At 48.5% G+C, this 16,619-nt stretch carries 14 protein-coding genes, 1 tRNA gene and 1 other RNA gene; 4 read left to right on the top strand and 12 right to left on the bottom strand.

Going from position 1 to position 16,619, the window contains the following annotated elements:
* Nucleotides 1–42 precede the first annotated feature (42 nt).
* The 3 genes from H8K29_RS12480 to rpoD form a co-directional block, all read right to left on the bottom strand.
* Nucleotides 43–1,491, bottom strand: a complete 1,449-nt coding sequence (locus H8K29_RS12480) for a DEAD/DEAH box helicase (RefSeq protein WP_186885015.1) — start codon at nucleotides 1,489–1,491, stop codon at nucleotides 43–45.
* Between the two features lie 6 nt (nucleotides 1,492–1,497).
* Nucleotides 1,498–1,575, bottom strand: a tRNA-Ile gene (locus H8K29_RS12475).
* A gap of 169 nt (nucleotides 1,576–1,744) precedes the next feature.
* The gene (rpoD, locus tag H8K29_RS12470) at nucleotides 1,745–3,964 is read right to left on the bottom strand and encodes an RNA polymerase sigma factor RpoD (protein ID WP_370527196.1); all 2,220 of its coding nucleotides are present in this window, start codon (nucleotides 3,962–3,964) and stop codon (nucleotides 1,745–1,747) included.
* Between the two features lie 163 nt (nucleotides 3,965–4,127).
* Between rpoD and H8K29_RS17990 the strand changes: the two genes are divergently transcribed.
* The gene (locus H8K29_RS17990; RefSeq protein ID WP_186897852.1) at nucleotides 4,128–4,847 is read left to right on the top strand and encodes a hypothetical protein; all 720 of its coding nucleotides are present in this window, start codon (nucleotides 4,128–4,130) and stop codon (nucleotides 4,845–4,847) included.
* 124 nt (nucleotides 4,848–4,971) lie between these two features.
* Here H8K29_RS17990 and dnaG read toward each other — a convergent pair whose 3' ends face one another.
* The 4 genes from dnaG to H8K29_RS12445 form a co-directional block, all read right to left on the bottom strand.
* Nucleotides 4,972–6,768 (bottom strand): DNA primase, encoded by a 1,797-nt coding sequence (gene dnaG, locus H8K29_RS12460; protein ID WP_186885013.1) that lies wholly within the window; start codon nucleotides 6,766–6,768, stop codon nucleotides 4,972–4,974.
* Nucleotides 6,769–6,818: 50 nt separating this feature from the next.
* Nucleotides 6,819–7,265 carry a GatB/YqeY domain-containing protein gene (locus H8K29_RS12455; protein ID WP_186885012.1) on the bottom strand — a complete coding sequence of 149 codons (447 nt, stop codon included), beginning with the start codon at nucleotides 7,263–7,265 and terminating at the stop codon, nucleotides 6,819–6,821.
* Nucleotides 7,266–7,392: 127 nt separating this feature from the next.
* Nucleotides 7,393–7,605, bottom strand: coding sequence for a 30S ribosomal protein S21 (gene rpsU / locus H8K29_RS12450; protein ID WP_005877634.1), 213 nt, complete (start codon nucleotides 7,603–7,605; stop codon nucleotides 7,393–7,395).
* A gap of 287 nt (nucleotides 7,606–7,892) precedes the next feature.
* Nucleotides 7,893–9,089 carry an NAD(P)/FAD-dependent oxidoreductase gene (locus H8K29_RS12445; RefSeq protein WP_186897851.1) on the bottom strand — a complete coding sequence of 399 codons (1,197 nt, stop codon included), beginning with the start codon at nucleotides 9,087–9,089 and terminating at the stop codon, nucleotides 7,893–7,895.
* Nucleotides 9,090–9,553: 464 nt separating this feature from the next.
* On the opposite strand from H8K29_RS12445, the gene H8K29_RS12440 reads away from it, so the two are divergent.
* Entirely contained in the window at nucleotides 9,554–11,797 is a 2,244-nt protein-coding gene (locus H8K29_RS12440) for a TonB-dependent receptor (protein WP_186897850.1), read from the top strand.
* Nucleotides 11,798–11,902: 105 nt separating this feature from the next.
* Here the strand turns inward: H8K29_RS12440 and ybiB are convergent, their stop codons facing one another.
* The 5 genes from ybiB to H8K29_RS12415 all read right to left on the bottom strand — a co-directional run bounded on the left by ybiB (nucleotide 11,903) and on the right by H8K29_RS12415 (nucleotide 14,252).
* On the bottom strand, nucleotides 11,903–12,895 hold the full coding sequence (ybiB, locus tag H8K29_RS12435) for a DNA-binding protein YbiB (RefSeq protein ID WP_186897849.1): 993 nt from the start codon (nucleotides 12,893–12,895) through the stop codon (nucleotides 11,903–11,905).
* A gap of 4 nt (nucleotides 12,896–12,899) precedes the next feature.
* Nucleotides 12,900–13,355 carry an EVE domain-containing protein gene (locus H8K29_RS12430; RefSeq protein WP_186897848.1) on the bottom strand — a complete coding sequence of 152 codons (456 nt, stop codon included), beginning with the start codon at nucleotides 13,353–13,355 and terminating at the stop codon, nucleotides 12,900–12,902.
* Nucleotides 13,356–13,446: 91 nt separating this feature from the next.
* A non-coding RNA gene (ssrS, locus tag H8K29_RS12425) (6S RNA) lies at nucleotides 13,447–13,627 on the bottom strand.
* Between the two features lie 77 nt (nucleotides 13,628–13,704).
* Nucleotides 13,705–14,016 (bottom strand): cell division protein ZapA, encoded by a 312-nt coding sequence (locus tag H8K29_RS12420; protein ID WP_186885277.1) that lies wholly within the window; start codon nucleotides 14,014–14,016, stop codon nucleotides 13,705–13,707.
* Between the two features lie 11 nt (nucleotides 14,017–14,027).
* Nucleotides 14,028–14,252, bottom strand: coding sequence for a DUF904 domain-containing protein (locus H8K29_RS12415; protein WP_223826996.1), 225 nt, complete (start codon nucleotides 14,250–14,252; stop codon nucleotides 14,028–14,030).
* A 437-nt stretch (nucleotides 14,253–14,689) separates the two neighbouring features.
* Between H8K29_RS12415 and trxA the strand changes: the two genes are divergently transcribed.
* Nucleotides 14,690–15,016 (top strand): thioredoxin TrxA, encoded by a 327-nt coding sequence (gene trxA / locus H8K29_RS12410; RefSeq protein ID WP_186885006.1) that lies wholly within the window; start codon nucleotides 14,690–14,692, stop codon nucleotides 15,014–15,016.
* A gap of 214 nt (nucleotides 15,017–15,230) precedes the next feature.
* Complete coding sequence (rho, locus tag H8K29_RS12405; protein ID WP_186885005.1) at nucleotides 15,231–16,493, top strand: transcription termination factor Rho; 1,263 nt, start codon at nucleotides 15,231–15,233, stop codon at nucleotides 16,491–16,493.
* Nucleotides 16,494–16,619 lie beyond the last annotated feature (126 nt).

Raw genomic sequence — 16,619 nt, 5'->3', positions numbered from 1 at the left:
TGAAATCCGCTATACGTGACCTCAGTTGTCATTGAGGAGCGTTCAGACTTTAGGGATGCCACCCAGTAAAGCTGCACGTTTTTGTGGCTTCACGTCGGTATTTTCACTGGTTTTAGCAGAGCTACCGGTTTTCAGGGAAGAGGATACAGCCGGCTCATAAGGCTTCAAGAACCACGGGTCCACTTTTTCTCTTGGCGGCTGATAACCTCGCGCAGGTTTTTCGCTACGCTCAGCACGCTCGGTAGTACGTTCAGATTTATCGCGCGCTGGACGACTGCGCTCCACCTGATGGGTAACAGGGACAAAACCAGCAAGAGTCAATCTGACAATTTTCTGTTTGATCAGCTTCTCAATATCGACGAGCAAGCGCTCGTCCTGATCCGTGTACAAAGAAATTGCGTCACCTTTAGCACCAGCACGCCCGGTACGGCCAATACGGTGAACATAGTCTTCGGCGTTATACGGAAGATCATAATTGATCACGCAAGGCATTTCGGATATGTCCAGACCACGTGCAGCCACATCCGTCGCTACCAGCACTTCCACTTCACCGCGTTTAAAATCTTCCAGCGCGACCATACGTTCATTTTGCGATTTATCACCATGAATCGCAGACGCTTTCACACCTTGCTTAACCAGATGGACGGCGAGACGTGACGCACCGATTTTCGTGTTACTGAAAACGATCACTTGCTTCAAACCACGCTCACGAATAATGAAGGAAACCGCATCGCGCTTCTCATCTTCCGCGACCTTGTACAAAATCTGGGTAACGTTGTCGGATGTTGCGTTACTACGAGCCACTTCTATCGTCTGCGGATCGTTCAAAAAGCTGGCTGCCAGCTTTTTAATTTCAGGAGAAAAAGTCGCTGAAAACATCAGATTTTGTCGCTGCTTAGGCAACAGATTGATGATGCGTTGCAGATCCGGTAAAAAACCCATATCAAGCATACGATCAGCTTCATCCATCACCAGAATTTGTGTCTGCGATAAATTAATCGTCTTTTGCTGAACGTGATCAAGCAAACGCCCCGGTGTTGCAATCACGATTTCCACGCCTGAACGCAACATGGCAACTTGTGGCGCCATATCCATGCCACCAAAGACAACTGTGGAACGTAACGGTGTGAAGCGAGAGTATGCCTTGACGTTCTCAGCAACCTGATCCGCGAGTTCACGCGTTGGCGTCAGTATCAAAGCACGGACAGGGTGGCGCGCCGGCGAGGCACTGGTACTCGCATGAGCGAGCAAACGTTGGATAATCGGCAAAGAAAATCCTGCTGTTTTACCGGTGCCCGTTTGTGCGGCGCCCATCACATCCCTGCCTTGCAATACAACAGGAATTGCTTCCGCTTGTATTGGCGTAGGGTGGACGTAACCCTGCTCAGTCAAAGCACGCAGAATATCAGGAGATAAGCCGAAATCTTCAAACTTCACTTTGTGTTCAGTCTGGTCGGAAGGGGAATTGGGGATGGACTTAATATCAGTCATGGTAAATGGTGGGCCTCCCGTGAGTCGAACACGGTACCAACGGATTATGAGTCCGCTGCTCTAACCAACATGAGCTAGAGGCCCAATTCTTTCTGCAAGCTCTGCCTGCTGTAATCTGAGGTTAATCCAGGTTTGGAAATCACTTCAGGATTTGCAGGAAAAGCCCGATGCTGCCGCCTGCAAAACATTGCGCTGAAAACTCAGCTCAATATATTAACGGGCGCTGAAAAAAATCAGCGCCAATTATATAACATTAATTACCTTCAAGGAAGCTCTTCAGCTTATCTGAACGTGATGGGTGACGTAACTTACGCAATGCTTTTGCTTCTATCTGACGAATCCGTTCACGTGTCACGTCGAACTGTTTACCAACCTCTTCTAAAGTATGGTCAGTCGACATTTCAACACCAAAACGCATACGCAATACTTTCGCCTCACGTGGCGTCAGAGAATCCAGCACATCTTTAACGACATTGCGCATGGATGCGTGCAGAGCTGCATCTGCCGGTGCCAGCGTGTGATTATCCTCGATGAAATCGCCAAGATGAGAATCATCGTCGTCACCGATCGGTGTTTCCATCGAAATCGGCTCTTTCGCGATCTTCATGATCTTGCGGATTTTATCTTCAGGCATTTCCATCTTGATCGCTAACGTTGCCGGATCTGGCTCAGCACCTGTCTCTTGCAAAATCTGACGCGAGATACGATTCATTTTATTAATCGTCTCTATCATATGCACCGGAATACGGATGGTACGCGCCTGATCGGCAATCGAGCGGGTAATCGCCTGACGTATCCACCATGTCGCATAAGTGGAAAATTTGTAACCACGGCGATATTCAAACTTATCCACGGCCTTCATCAGACCGATATTACCTTCCTGAATCAAGTCCAGGAATTGCAAGCCACGATTGGTGTATTTCTTCGCGATAGAAATGACCAGACGCAAGTTTGCTTCAGTCATTTCACGCTTTGCTTTACGCGCCTTCATCTCACCAGCCGACATCTTTTTATTGATGCCACGCAGATCAGGCAATGGCAATACCACGCGCGCCTGCAAATCAATCAATTTCTGCTGCAATTGCTGAACCGCAGGGACATTACGACCAAGAATCGCGCTATAGGAGTGTCCGGCATTCACTTCGCCCTCAACCCAGCTCAGATTGGTTTCATTGCCGGGGAAAACTTTAATGAAATGCGAACGGGGCATACCACAGCGGTTCACTGCCACATCCAGAATTTGTTTTTCAATATGACGAACTTCGTCAACCTGTCCACGCAAAGTATCGCAAAGCTTTTCAACTACTTTGGCAGTAAAACGAATGCCAAGCAGCTCATTCGAAATAGCTTCCTGAGCTTTGACGTAAGTCTTAGAGTTATAGCCTTCTTTCTCATAAGACTTGCGCATTTTTTCAAAATTAGAAGCAATGATTTCAAACTTGGCGAGTGCCTCACGCTTCATTTGCTCTAACTGTTCAGAAGAAATTGCGGCAGCGGCAGCTGCACCGCCATCCTCATCTTCTTCCTCTTCATCTTCTTCCTCGTCCTCATCTTCATCAGATTCTTCTGCGGCAGCAACGACAGCTGGAGCAGGAGGCGCGTCTTCGGTCGCGTTTGGATCGACCAGACCATCGACGATTTCATCGATTTTTATTTCGTCTGCGGCAATTCTGTCGGCCGCTGCCAGTATTTCTGCAATGGTCGTAGGACATGCTGAAATCGCCTGAATCATATCCTTCAGGCCTTCTTCAATCTTCTTCGCAATAACGATCTCGCCTTCGCGAGTCAACAATTCAACCGAGCCCATTTCACGCATATACATGCGAACCGGATCGGTAGTACGTCCGAAATCAGAATCAACAGTTGACAATGCAGCCTCGGCTGCCGCTTCCACTTCATCATCATCCGTCGTGACAGTAACGACGTTATCGGACAACAACAATGTTTCAGCATCAGGAGCGCGCTCATAAACCGCAACGCCCATGTCGTTAAAGGTACTGATGATGCCTTCGATCGCTTCAGGATCAACAACATTTTCCGGCAAGTGATCGTTAATCTCAGCAAATGTCAGATAGCCGCGATCTTTACCAAGCTTAATCAGTGTTTTCAGCTTCTGGCGACGACGTTCGAGCTCTTCCTCTGTCGCCTCTGGGTCAGAGGAAAACGCGTCCTTCAATAACGCTTTCTCTTTTGCTTTGCGATCTTTTGCCTTCGCCTTATCGATTGCCTTCATTTCCGCGCGTTCAACCGCATTCAATGCTGCAATTTCTTCGTTTTCCGGCTGGTATTCTTTTGGTTTGCGGCCACGGCGTCCAGGCACCTTTACTCCGGGCAAAACATAGCCGGACGTATCGATAGCAGCAAGTACGGCAGCGTCTGTAGTCTGACTGACGGTAGGCGCAGATCCGGTCTTGATTTCCTGAACTTCAGGTGCAGCAGCTTTCGCTGATTTCTTGGTAGGTTTGGTCACTATCTTTGAATCGGTTTTGTTAGTTGTCACGGAAGCTTTCGATGTTGCGGATGGTACTGATTTAGCTCGGGACGACTCCGTTGTCACTCGCTTTTGCTTACCTTCAGCCTGATGAACTGCACCTTCCGCCAGCTTCTCATCAATTTTTTTTGCTTTCGGTGGCGCCTTGACTGCAACCTGCTTTACAGTCGTTTTCACAGTCGTTTTTTTAGATGGGACGCTAACTGATTTCTTTATATCTGTTTTTGCAGCAACCGACTTTGAGACCGTCTTTTTGACTGCCGGCGCGGACGCTGCCGCTTTACTTACTTTAGGCGCTTTGATATCTTTTGCCCCCGTTTTTTTACCCGCCACACTAACAGTTACTGCAGCCTTTGCTTTTGCGACAGCCTTAACTGGCGCGACTACTTTCGGTGCTTTGGCAGCGACAGGCTTACTGATGGCTTTGGACGGCGCTTTCGGGCTGGTAGTTTTTGTTTTGGCTACAACTGCCTTACTCACCGTTTTTGCTGCGGTGCTGACACCTGCATTTTTAGATGCCTTTGCCGTAGTTTTTTTAACCGTTGTAGGCATCAGGGTTTTCGAGGGTTTCTTCATTGCGCTAGCCATTGAATCAAACCATCCGGAACTGAGGAAGTCGCCTGCTGACATATTTTGCAAAAAAGACATACTCCTGCATCAGACAGATGATCTGTATGCGGAGCAAACCATTTTTGCTTCAGACTTCCCGAGTCTCAGCGCCAGTGTTTTGGGTTACTCGGAGGAGCATTACGCTCACCTAAACAACACATTTTGCGACAATCAAATGATTTTACGCAAAATGAAACAACCTAAGACCTTGAATCGTAAGCCTTTAATTATACCACGCGAGCGTCACATTCTCTAGCCCAAAGCCAGAGTAACGACAACTAAATTGATAAAAAAATAGGCAAACCATTCATCGTCACGGACATACCCGGAACAAATTCAGACGAAAAAATTGTAAATTAATTAATAAAATTGTAGTGAGTTTATTGGCGGCTTCCAGCTTCTGCGGCCGCCTCTTTGCGCAAATCTTCCTGCAACTGCATAATTTCACGCCAGCGCGCCTTTTCTACTTCAGTGCGCAAACCGGATGCCACCAATCTTTCTGCCTCATATTTGAGCGCCTGAGAGCGAATCTGTCGGATGGCACCAAGCAATTCCAGCCTGACCAATTCGGCATCAGCATCGGTCTGGCCTGCCACTTCCGCGATCAAACCATCGAAATCGGAACTAACGACACGCAATCGCTCAGCCAGCGCTGCAAATTGCGCCCCCTCGCCCATCTCTTTCGCAATACCGACTAACTGCATCAACATCTCTGCACCATCCGGCGCCAACAATGCCGCCTCAGCAAGAGCAACGTCGTCAAGCATCAGCGCTAAGGCTGGATAAGCCACGAGTATCCGCATAATCTGGCGCTCAAGGCCAACCGGCGCACTGCGTTTCGACCGTGGCGGAGCAAGCTTCTGACGGGCAACTGGCTGGGAAAGCTCAAACAAAGCCTCTATCTCGGCGGGAGTCGTCTGCGTCACCTGCGCCAGATTGCGCACCATTTGCAAACGCAACCCAGAAGGCTGCATCGTTTGCAGCAAGGGTTTAGCGTCAAACTGCGTTTTTGCGCGCCCCTCTGCCGAATTGAGATCATGATCAGCGATCATCTCCCGCATGAAAAACTGGGACAACGGCATCGCCTCATGTACTTGCTGCTCAAACGCGTCCGCGCCGAATTCACGGATAAAGCTATCAGGATCATGCTCGGCAGGCAAAAACAGAAACTTAATAAATTTATCATCATTCGCATGAGGTAAGCAGGCATCGAGTGCACGCCGGGCAGCACGGCGGCCGGCAGTATCACCATCGAAGCTGAATACAACATGATCTGTCTGCCGCAACAATTTTTGTACGTGAGTTGGCGTACAAGCCGTTCCCAGCGTCGCAACGGCTTGCGGAAAACCCATTTGCGCCAGCGCAACGACATCCATGTAGCCTTCGGTGACCAGTACATAACCAGCATCCCGAATCGCCTGGCGCGCCTCAAATAAACCGTAGAGTTCGTAGCCCTTCTGAAATAGCGGCGTCTCAGGGGAGTTCAGATATTTAGGCTCGCCCTGCTCCATAATGCGCCCGCCAAAACCTATGATCTGCCCCTTCGTATTGCGAATCGGGAACATCACGCGATCGCGGAAACGGTCATAGCGTTTGCGTCCACCGCCCTCTTCGTCGCTTTTATCGATGACCAGTCCAGCCTCAACCAGCTCAGGCGCCTGATAGTCCGCAAAGACAGAGCGCAAACCATCCCATGCATCCGGCGCAAAACCTAAACCGAAACGAGCGGCAATCTCCCCGGTCAGACCACGCTTTTTCAGATACGCAATCGCTGGCGGCGCCGAGCGCAACTGTTGTTTGTAGTACTCCCCGGCTTTGGTCATGACTTCTGACAAGGCCAGACTTTTAGCCTGCACCTCCGCCCGTTGCGCTGGCAGCATGCGATCTTCTTCAGGAACAACCATGCCATTGCTTTGCGCCAAGTCACGAATGGCGTCGACAAAGCTTAACCCTGAATATTCCATCAAAAACCCGATGGAGCTACCATGCGCACCGCAACCAAAGCAGTGATAAAACTGCTTGGTCGGACTTACGGTAAAACTAGGGGATTTTTCATTATGAAAGGGGCACAAACCCATATAGTTTGCGCCACCTTTTTTCAGCTGGACGTATTTACCCACCACGTCAACGATGTCAACGCGGGCGAGTAAATCCTGAATAAAGCTTTGTGGAATCAAGTCTGCTTACCGGTTTTTCAACCGCTGCAATTGACAAATAAAATACAAAATTAACGGCTCAAAGCTGCTTTCACCAAACCTGATACTTTTCCCATATCAGCGCGGCCGGCAAGCTTCACTTTTAACACATCAATCACTTTACGCATATCCTGCGGACCTGCAGCGCCAGTCTCGGCAACCGCAGCAACAACCGCCGCCTGAACTTCCTCGTCAGATAAAGCTGCAGGCATATAGGTCGACAGCACAGCCAATTCCGCTTTTTCGATATCGGCCAAATCCTGGCGGCCACCCGCTTCGAATTGCTGAATCGAATCTTTACGCTGCTTGATCATCTTCTCAATAATGGCGAGGATCATGCCATCATCCAACTCAACGCGCTCATCGACTTCTTTTTGCTTCATTGCTGCCGTCAACAAACGGATAGTCCCGAGCTTGCCAGCTTCCTTGGCACGCATCGCGGCTTTCATATCATCGGTGATTTGCTCTTTTAAGCTCATGACTTCCCCCTGAGTAACTGAATCAGATAAAAATAATAAAGCCCGCTGCGGCTGACCGGAGCGGGCATGCAATACCTAAGCAATGCAATACCGAAAGTATCTGACTAAGCCAGACACCAAATCGGAATTAATACATTTTCTTAGGCAATTGCTGACTACGAATACGTTTGTAGTGACGCTTAACTGCTGCTGCCAGCTTACGCTTACGCTCTGCAGTTGGCTTCTCGTAGAACTCGCGAGCGCGCAATTCGGTCAACAGACCGGTCTTTTCGATAGTGCGCTTGAAGCGGCGCATGGCGACTTCGAACGGCTCGTTTTCTTTAAGGCGAATTGTGGTCATGTAAGTTCAAACCAATGAAAGATTTATAGAAGAACGAGATATTAGCAGGCTTTTGCAGATATGGGAAGGACGATGATTAAATCTTACGCAAAAAACTTGCCTCGCCCTAGCAAAAAACAACAAGAAGTCAACACCCCAATCCATATTTTTTAAGAAAAATGGGGAGTATCCGGCAAAAACGAATAAATGTCCGCGTTAAATCTGGGGTTTAAAATATACTCCCCCCAGTATATTTAGCCTCTCCCAGATTGCCTCTGCTCTCGCTACTTCAGATTGGGCGAACCGGATCACACTGCCATTCCGGCGGCGCTGCCCGAAGCCCATGCCCATTGGAAGTTATAACCTCCCAGCCAGCCAGTGACATCCACCGCCTCTCCAATAAAATACAGTCCGGGAACTTTGTTCGCCATCATGCTCTGCTGCGACAACTCTCGCGTATCCACTCCGCCGCGCGTCACTTCAGCCTTGCGATAACCTTCAGAACCATTAGGAATCAGCTCCCAGCGATTGATTTTTTCGGCCAGCAAACGCAAACGCTTATCCTGCATATCCGCGATTTTTAGATTGCCATCGAATGCATGGGCAGTCAGCAGGCCATCAATCAGGCGTACCGGTAAATATTGTGACAAATAATTTGCCAGATTCTTTTTTGTCGTCGTTTTAGCCGCGATCAAATCTTCTGCCAGATCGATTTCCGGCAACAGATTAATCCGGATAGGCGTACCCGGTTGCCAGTAACTTGAAATCTGCAATACGCCCGGCCCCGACAAGCCCCGGTGCGTGAACAGCAAATCTTCACGGAACAGCGCTTTGTTCTTCTTGTCGCCGGTCTCAATATCGACTTCAAGAGAAATGCCAGACAGCGGCACAAACGGTTCCCACGCAGCCGCATCAAACGTCAACGGCACCAAAGCGGGTCTGGTCTCTATGATTTTCAAACCAAACTGACGTGCAATCTTGTGTGAGAAATCGGTCGCACCAATCTTAGGAATCGACAACCCGCCAGTAGCAACGACGACCTGCGCCGCCATGATGTCGCCTTGCGACGTCTGCACGACAAAGCCAGCATCGGCCGTTTGTACATCAGTGACGGCACAAGACATGCGCCACTGCACCTTACCCAGATCACATTCCGCCTTCAGCATGCGAATGATGTCTTCGGCACTGTCATCACAAAACAACTGGCCTTTGTGTTTTTCATGCCAAGCGATGTTGTAGCGCTTCATCAGAGACAAAAAATCTTGCGGGGTGTAGCGCGACAAAGCACTTTTACAGAAATGCGAATTTTCTGACAAAAAATTGACGGGGCTGGCATGCAGATTCGTAAAATTACAACGGCCGCCGCCAGAAATGCGGATTTTTTCCGCCAGACGGCTGGCATGATCAATCAACACAACACGTTTGCCACGCTGCCCGGCCACCGCCGCACACATCATTCCTGCCGCGCCGGCACCGATTACAGCAACATCAAATTGTTTATTCATGGCAGCCTCAAAAAATTCAGGCGTGATTGTAGCGGAATCCACTTCAGCTACGGACAATAACAATCAGCAATACGAATCAGAATGGCGCTATCACACGACGACGCCAACACGTCAGCTGCTTGATTGTGCGGTTCAACCAGCGATGCTGCTTTACAGTGCAAAATCGCCTCATCGTAAAAATCGCGCCATCGGATTCTGCAAATACAGAAAACTGAGGTTGCTGATCGCGGAGTACCCGACTGTTTGAAATTCACCACACGATTTCGCTCATATCTAAACTTATTTTTGTCATAAAAGAGTTAACACTTGACTTGATTTACATCAAAAGAGATAACTAATTGCAGCCGCAAGCAAACGTTTGCGCAGCGACGATCAAACAAAGAACACCATCGTCGCTACGCACACTTCTGGCTCATTAATGCACTCAATCTGGTCACTGATCAACCACTACGGGGACTCCCTTCATGCAAAAATTATCTTCTCATTCCGTACTGAAAGTACAAGCTCGCAGTCTGATTACATTAGCAATCGCATCTGCGTTTCCTATGCAGGCTGCATGGGCGCAGGAAGCAAGCAACGATACAACGAAACTGGAAACAGTCATCGTTACCGCAAACCGCCGCGCTGAAAACATCAAAGAAGTGCCGATGTCCATTTCTGCCATTAAAGGCGAGGCGCTTGATACTTATAACGCCAGCGGTCAGGATATCCGCTTCCTTTCAGCGCGCGTACCCAGTCTGAATATCGAATCCGATTTCGGTCGCTCTTTTCCTCGGTTTTATATTCGCGGCCTGGGTAACACTGATTTCGATCTGAATGCATCGCAACCTGTCGGACTTATTTTTGATGATGTCGTACAAGAGAGCCCTATTCTCAAAGGCTTCCCGGTTTTTGACGTCGATCAGGTTGAAATTTTACGCGGCCCGCAAGGCACACTGTTTGGTCGCAACTCGCCAGCTGGTGTACTGAAATTCGACTCAGCAAAACCAACGAACCGCTTCGAAGGTTACGGCAGCCTCGGTTACGGCAACAATAATGCGGTGAATCTGGAAGGTGCCATCAACGTGCCGCTCAGCAAAGAATGGGCGATGCGCTTCTCAGGTCAGGCACAAAGCCGCGATGACCGCGTGACCAATCCACGCTCTACCGGTGAAAAAAATCTGGAAGGCTACCGCGACAATGCTGCGCGCCTGCAGTTCTCTTACAAAACATCTGACTTCAGCGCTCTGATCAATTTACATGGTCGCGATATGTCTGGTAACGCGACCTTATTCCGCGCCAATATCATCCAGAAAGGCACGAACAATCTGGTGCCTGGCTTTGATTACGGAACCTACCCTACCGATGGTTTGAACACCCAAACCCTGACCTCCTCCGGTGCCAGCCTGCGTCTGCGCTGGGATTTGCCAGGCATGAGCGTTCACTCCATCACGGCGTATGACAAAGCAAAATTCTATAGCCGCGCTGACGTTGATGGTGGTTACAGCGCCGGAGCAACTTCCGGCCCGGGATTTATTCCATTCGCATCCGAAACTGCTGATGGCCTTCCAAATCTGAAACAAGTCACTCAGGAAGTGCGCGTTGAGTCCAATACCAAAGATCCTCTGCAATGGATCACCGGACTGTATTATTTCAGCGAAGATCTGCAAGTCGACAGTTTCAACTTTGATTCCATGAGCGCTGGCAACCCACAAAATGGCTATGCAGTGCAACATCAGAACGCAAAATCATGGGCCGCATTCGGTACTCTGAATTATGCAGTTAACGAAAAACTGAAACTGCGTGGCGGTGTTCGCTACACCAGCGATAAAAAAGATTTTGACGCACAGAGAACGCAAACGCCATTTGGTGGGAAAAATACCGATTTCCTGCAAGCACATCCGTCTTCCACTAACGTTAGTTGGGATCTGGGTGCTAATTACACGTTGGATAAAGAAACATCTTTATTTGCCCGCGCAGCAACCGGCTATCGTGCTCCCAGCGTTCAAGGCCGGGTTCTTTTCGGCGACACTATTTCCGTCGCACAATCAGAAAAAACCTTGTCATTCGAAGCAGGTATCAAAAAGGATATTCTGGACAATACGGCCCGTGTGAGCGCGACAGTATTCCATTACACAGCAAAAGATTTGCAGCTCACTGCTGGTAGCGGCAGCGTCAATCAAAACAAACTGGTTAACGCAGATAAAGCCGTTGGTCAGGGTTTTGAACTGGATTTACAAGCGAATCTGAACCGCAACTGGAAAACGACGGTAGGTGTCAGCTATAACGATACTGAAATCAAAGATGACAAACTGTTCGTCGCTCCATGTGGCAACGGTTGTACTGTAACAAATACGAAAGGCCCTGTCGCCGGTACAGTTTTAATCGGCGGCAACCCGTTGCCACGTGCGCCTAAATGGGTAGGAAATTTCTCGTTGAAATATTCGACGCAAATCGGTGCCGGTACTCTGTATGCGAATACGGACTGGGCTTACAAAGACAGCTACAACATGTTCCTGTACGAAGCAAAAGAGTACAAAGCAAAGTCTATGCTGGAAGGTGGTCTGCGCGTTGGTTACGTCTGGGCCGATGGCAAATATGAACTCGCAGCTTATGGCCGTAACATCACCAATAAGCAACAAGTCATCGCCGCAATCGACTTCAACAATCTGACAGGTATCGTCAATGAACCACGCAGCTATGGCGTGCAGTTCAAAGCAAACTTCTGATACACCATCGCACATAAAAAACGCCGGATTCATCGTCCGGCGTTTTTTTTCGTTAATCGTTAGCGGTGCCTTCGCACAATATCCGGCAAATATATCTCCGGCAAATTACCTCGCTAATCGCTGATGAATCAGGCGCGACACCAGCACACAATGCTCTACCTGTGCCGCAATATTCACTGGTACGGGAATTTCGTCATTTAATACGCGCTGTATCCATGCTGCGGTGGTCGCAGCATGGAACTGCTCTGGAATATTTTCAATCTCTCCGACAATCACAGACTGGGTGTGAGCCAAGGTTGTCACCTCACCTTCGTGTATCCAGTCTATCTGCTGTGCACGCCCGGTACTGGCAACCGTTTCCCCTTCGGTTCCACGCATCAAAAAGACATCGCCAGCCTCATGCGGTGCGCGCTGACTAAAGTAGTGCTGCAACATCTGCTGATATTCCGGGTGAGTGTAAGAAGTCAGACGCAAGGCCGGTGTTGTAAAAGGCTGCAGCAACTTCACCAAGGTGTGTGTCGAGTTACGGACACCGAGTATTTTTCGTAAAGCTAGCAAACGTGCGAGGGCTGGAGCAAGCAATTCAACGGGAATAAAAGCCGGGCGCGATAAAGACATTTCAAGGCTGATATCAGAGGCATTACTACACACGGGAAAATTCAGCACAGAAAAAATTTCGGCAGTCGTCACGCGACCGGGGTCATGACTAACGCCATGCACCAGCACAGGAACGCCACGACGGGCCAACAAGATGGCGAGTAATGGCGTCAGATTCGCTTTTTTGCGTGCGCCGTTGTAACTCGGTATCAATACCGGAACATAGTTGTTGCTGAGCGGAGCTTCCAGCGCCAGCATAAACGGGCGGGCCGCGTGTAAAAAACCAGCGATCTCATCGATCGACTCGCCTTTGATACGCATCGCCAGCAAAATTGCACCCAACTCAAGGTCGCTGACGCGACCATTCAGCATTGCGGTATATAAGCTTGCAGCATCTTCAGATGACATGCTGCGGGCACCATCTTTTCCCCGGCCAATTTCCTTAATGAATCTGGCGGCTGGAAAAGCTGTTGCAACTGTTTGAGTCAGATCGTCGGTCATCAGTTTATTTATCCAGAATAGCTAATATGGTTTCCCATTCATGCGGAGTCACCGGCGTTATCGATAAGCGACTGCCTTTTTGCAGTACCAGCATACTCTCTAACCCGTGTACTGATCTTAACTCTGCGAGGCTGAATAAGCGTGTTTTACGCAAGGCCTTAATATCAACCATCATCCAGCGCGGATTTTCTCTGGTCGACTTAGGATCGAAATATTTACTGTCGGGATCAAACTGCGTATGGTCAGGATACGATGTGCTGCTCACTTCCGCGATACCGGCAATGCCCGGCTGGGCGCAACTGGAATGATAGAACAACACGCCATCACCGATTCGCATCGCATCCCGCATAAAATTTCGTGCCTGATAATTTCTCACACCAAACCACGGCACGCTCTTCATCGCCAGCACGTCATCAATACTGATCTCTTCAGGTTCTGACTTCATTAGCCAATAACTCATCGTCGTTTGAGAGGAAGGTAAAAATAAATTGTCGCACATTCAGACGCGCCAAATAAAAAAACGACTGTCAGAAATGACAGTCGTTTCAGAATAAGTCCCCACCGATGCCGCTATGCCGGCATCCTGAACCTAAGCGGTTCAAGTTGGCCACGGTCAGTTCAATTTCGGGTTCATCGAACTAGCGACGCTCACACCCATCAAACAATATCCCACAGCCTATGCACATAAATGGTTCAAGGAATATATGGCATTGGCGAACACGGCAGGGAATTAAAGTTTACTCTCAAATGCGATTGAAGCGAGAACTATTTTGCTCATTTTTGATTAAATTAAGTAATAACTCTAAAAATCAAAATAGATTTTCTTGCGGAGTCAACGCCTGATCCATCACCTCATGCATCTGCGTCATCTTTTGTTTTACTTCCGACAAAGACAATCCAGATAAGGGACCTTCGGGAGATTTCGTTGCCAGCAATTCCGTTGTCATACCCAACGCCGCCATCACAGCAATTCTATCAGTACCTTTGACCCGGGAAGAATCACGAATTGCACACATCTTCGCATCAAGATAAGCAGCCGCTTCGCGCAACGCCCGATCTTCACCTTCTTTGCAGGACAACTTGTAAGCTTGTCCCATGATATTGACGTCAACCTGAATCAATTTTTTATCAGTCATGCTGACACCTCTTCATCCTTCAGGACTTCTGCTGGTAATTGTGTCAGTAAAGCAGTAATCCGTTCATGCGCTTGTTGCATACGTTCCCTGACATCCTGATTCTGCGTCGTTAACGCGGTCACCTCATTACGCAAGGCAGCGTTCTCCACCCGCAAGGCGTGGGTAAGCTCAGCAAGCTTGGCTACTTTTTCAGCAAGCAATTCGAAATCGGAAATCATCATATGTTTATGTGTATTGGGGCGCGACAAACCTGACTTCTTATTATACGAGCAAACCCTCGGCATCAGCATCGTGATCAAAGCTAAACACGTAAATTCAGTGTCTGAACGATGTATTCAACATCCAGAAACACTTCTCAAACAAAAAGCGCACTGCTTAAATCCAGAAAAATCAGAATGCATTCCCGGGATTTTACGTACCGAATTATACAAATTGGCGCTTAGCATCACACTTTTTTTGAAAATAGGTTATTATTTGACGCATAGCTAACCACGCTTGGTTCTTCATTGGCATATTCAAGGTGAGAAATAAATCTCCGCTATTGAATTTAAGCCAATCGCCGCCAGATCCAACCTCTGAATACGGCGAGTTCCCAACTGCCCGACCGATATTCTGTGGCGCTGTTACCCCTTAATTTTTCCCTCTCGATGAGGATTCCATGAGCGAAAACATCAAATACGTAAGCGATGCTTCTTTTGAAGCTGATGTATTAAAATCTGACAAACCTGTCCTGGTCGATTTCTGGGCCGAATGGTGTGGTCCATGCAAAATGATTGCGCCGATTCTGGAAGAAGTTGCTAAAGAATACGATGGCAAAATTATTGTCGCAAAAATGGACGTTGATGCAAATCAGGCAGTTCCTGCTCAATTTGGCATCCGTGGCATCCCGACACTGATACTGTTTAAAAATGGCGCAGTCGCCGCACAAAAAGTCGGCGCACTGGCTAAAGGTCAGCTGATCTCTTTTATCGATAGCAATATCTGAAAATTTGCTCACCAACTGCGCTGGATATTCTTTCTGATGGTGTACAATCCTTCAAAAATAAAATCCGGCGCTGTAAGCGCATTGAGCACAAAGCACAAATACATAAAGAATGCTTAACAGGTCGCTGACCTCAAAAGACAAATAACGATTCTGTTTATTCCGCAGTTCCTCTGTTCACTCCCCCACCTCATATTCCCGTCCCGGGACACTCACCATGCATCTATCTGAATTAAAAGCCCTACACGTATCCGCATTGCTGGAAATGGCTATTGGGCTTGATATTGACAACGCTGCACGTATGCGCAAACAAGAGTTAATGTTTGCGATTCTGAAAAAACGTGCAAAAGCAGGCGAACAAATTTTTGGCGATGGCGCACTCGAAGTATTACCTGACGGTTTTGGCTTCCTGCGCTCGCCCGATGCCAGTTACATGGCATCGACCGACGATATCTATATCTCGCCTTCGCAAATCCGTCGTTTCAATCTGCATACCGGTGACTCGATTGAGGGGGAAGTCCGCACTCCTAAGGATGGCGAACGCTACTTCGCATTGGTGAAAGTAGACAAGGTGAACGGTGAATCACCAGAAGCATCGAAACACCGTATTCTGTTTGAAAATCTGACGCCTCTGCATCCGAATAAGGTGCTGACGCTGGAACGCGAAATGCGCGGCGAAGAGAATACAACAGGCCGGATTATCGACATGATTGCACCAATAGGGCGCGGTCAACGCGGCTTGCTAGTTGCATCACCAAAATCTGGCAAGTCCGTGATGCTGCAGCATATCGCGCATGCGATCACCACCAATCATCCGGATGTAACATTAATCGTTTTACTGATCGATGAACGTCCTGAAGAAGTGACCGAAATGCAGCGTTCCGTGCGTGGTGAAGTCGTTGCTTCCACTTTCGACGAACCGGCAACGCGCCACGTTCAGGTCGCCGAGATGGTGCTGGAAAAAGCCAAGCGTTTAGTCGAAATGAAAAAAGACGTCGTCATTCTGCTCGACTCGATTACCCGTCTGGCGCGCGCCTACAATACCGTTATTCCGGCATCAGGCAAGGTGTTGACCGGTGGTGTCGATGCCAATGCATTGCAGCGTCCAAAACGCTTCTTCGGTGCGGCACGTAATGTCGAAGAAGGTGGTTCATTAACCATTATCGCCACCGCACTGATCGAAACTGGCAGCCGTATGGACGACGTGATCTACGAGGAATTTAAAGGCACGGGTAATATGGAAGTGCATCTGGAACGTCGCCTGGCGGAAAAACGCGTTTATCCGGCAATTAACCTGAATAAATCTGGCACACGTCGTGAAGAATTACTGATCAAACCAGATCAGCTTCAGAAAATCTGGATTCTGCGTAAATTGCTGTATTCGATGGATGAGATCGAAGCGATGGAATTCATTCTCGATAAAATGAAAGCCACCAAAAATAATGCAGAGTTTTTTGAAATGATGCGTCGTGGTGGTTGAGTACGGCCATCGCTGTTGAATGAGCGATGAATGTACTTAAAAGAGCCGACAATGAAAATTGTCGGCTCTTTTTTCGTCTTACTGTCTGATATCAATTTCATGAAAATAAAAAAGGCTTCCTGAATT

The organism is Undibacterium sp. CY21W, from assembly GCF_014284265.1.
Lineage (GTDB): Bacteria > Pseudomonadota > Gammaproteobacteria > Burkholderiales > Burkholderiaceae_D > Undibacterium > Undibacterium aquatile.
The sequence above is the reverse complement of the archived record's forward strand: the minus strand, read 5'-3'. Positions and strand labels throughout refer to the sequence as shown.

What these genes read in the sequence shown, in the direction of transcription:
- H8K29_RS12480 (WP_186885015.1), bottom strand. Translation starts at nt 1,491, where the DNA reads ATGACTGATATTAAGTCCATCCCCAATTCCCCTTCCGACCAGACTGAA.
- H8K29_RS12455 (WP_186885012.1), bottom strand. Translation starts at nt 7,265, where the DNA reads ATGAGCTTAAAAGAGCAAATCACCGATGATATGAAAGCCGCGATGCGT.
- rpsU (WP_005877634.1), bottom strand. Translation starts at nt 7,605, where the DNA reads ATGACCACAATTCGCCTTAAAGAAAACGAGCCGTTCGAAGTCGCCATG.
- H8K29_RS12445 (WP_186897851.1), bottom strand. Translation starts at nt 9,089, where the DNA reads ATGAATAAACAATTTGATGTTGCTGTAATCGGTGCCGGCGCGGCAGGA.
- H8K29_RS12440 (WP_186897850.1), top strand. Translation starts at nt 9,554, where the DNA reads ATGCAAAAATTATCTTCTCATTCCGTACTGAAAGTACAAGCTCGCAGT.
- ybiB (WP_186897849.1), bottom strand. Translation starts at nt 12,895, where the DNA reads ATGACCGACGATCTGACTCAAACAGTTGCAACAGCTTTTCCAGCCGCC.
- H8K29_RS12430 (WP_186897848.1), bottom strand. Translation starts at nt 13,355, where the DNA reads ATGAGTTATTGGCTAATGAAGTCAGAACCTGAAGAGATCAGTATTGAT.
- H8K29_RS12415 (WP_223826996.1), bottom strand. Translation starts at nt 14,252, where the DNA reads ATGATGATTTCCGATTTCGAATTGCTTGCTGAAAAAGTAGCCAAGCTT.
- trxA (WP_186885006.1), top strand. Translation starts at nt 14,690, where the DNA reads ATGAGCGAAAACATCAAATACGTAAGCGATGCTTCTTTTGAAGCTGAT.
- rho (WP_186885005.1), top strand. Translation starts at nt 15,231, where the DNA reads ATGCATCTATCTGAATTAAAAGCCCTACACGTATCCGCATTGCTGGAA.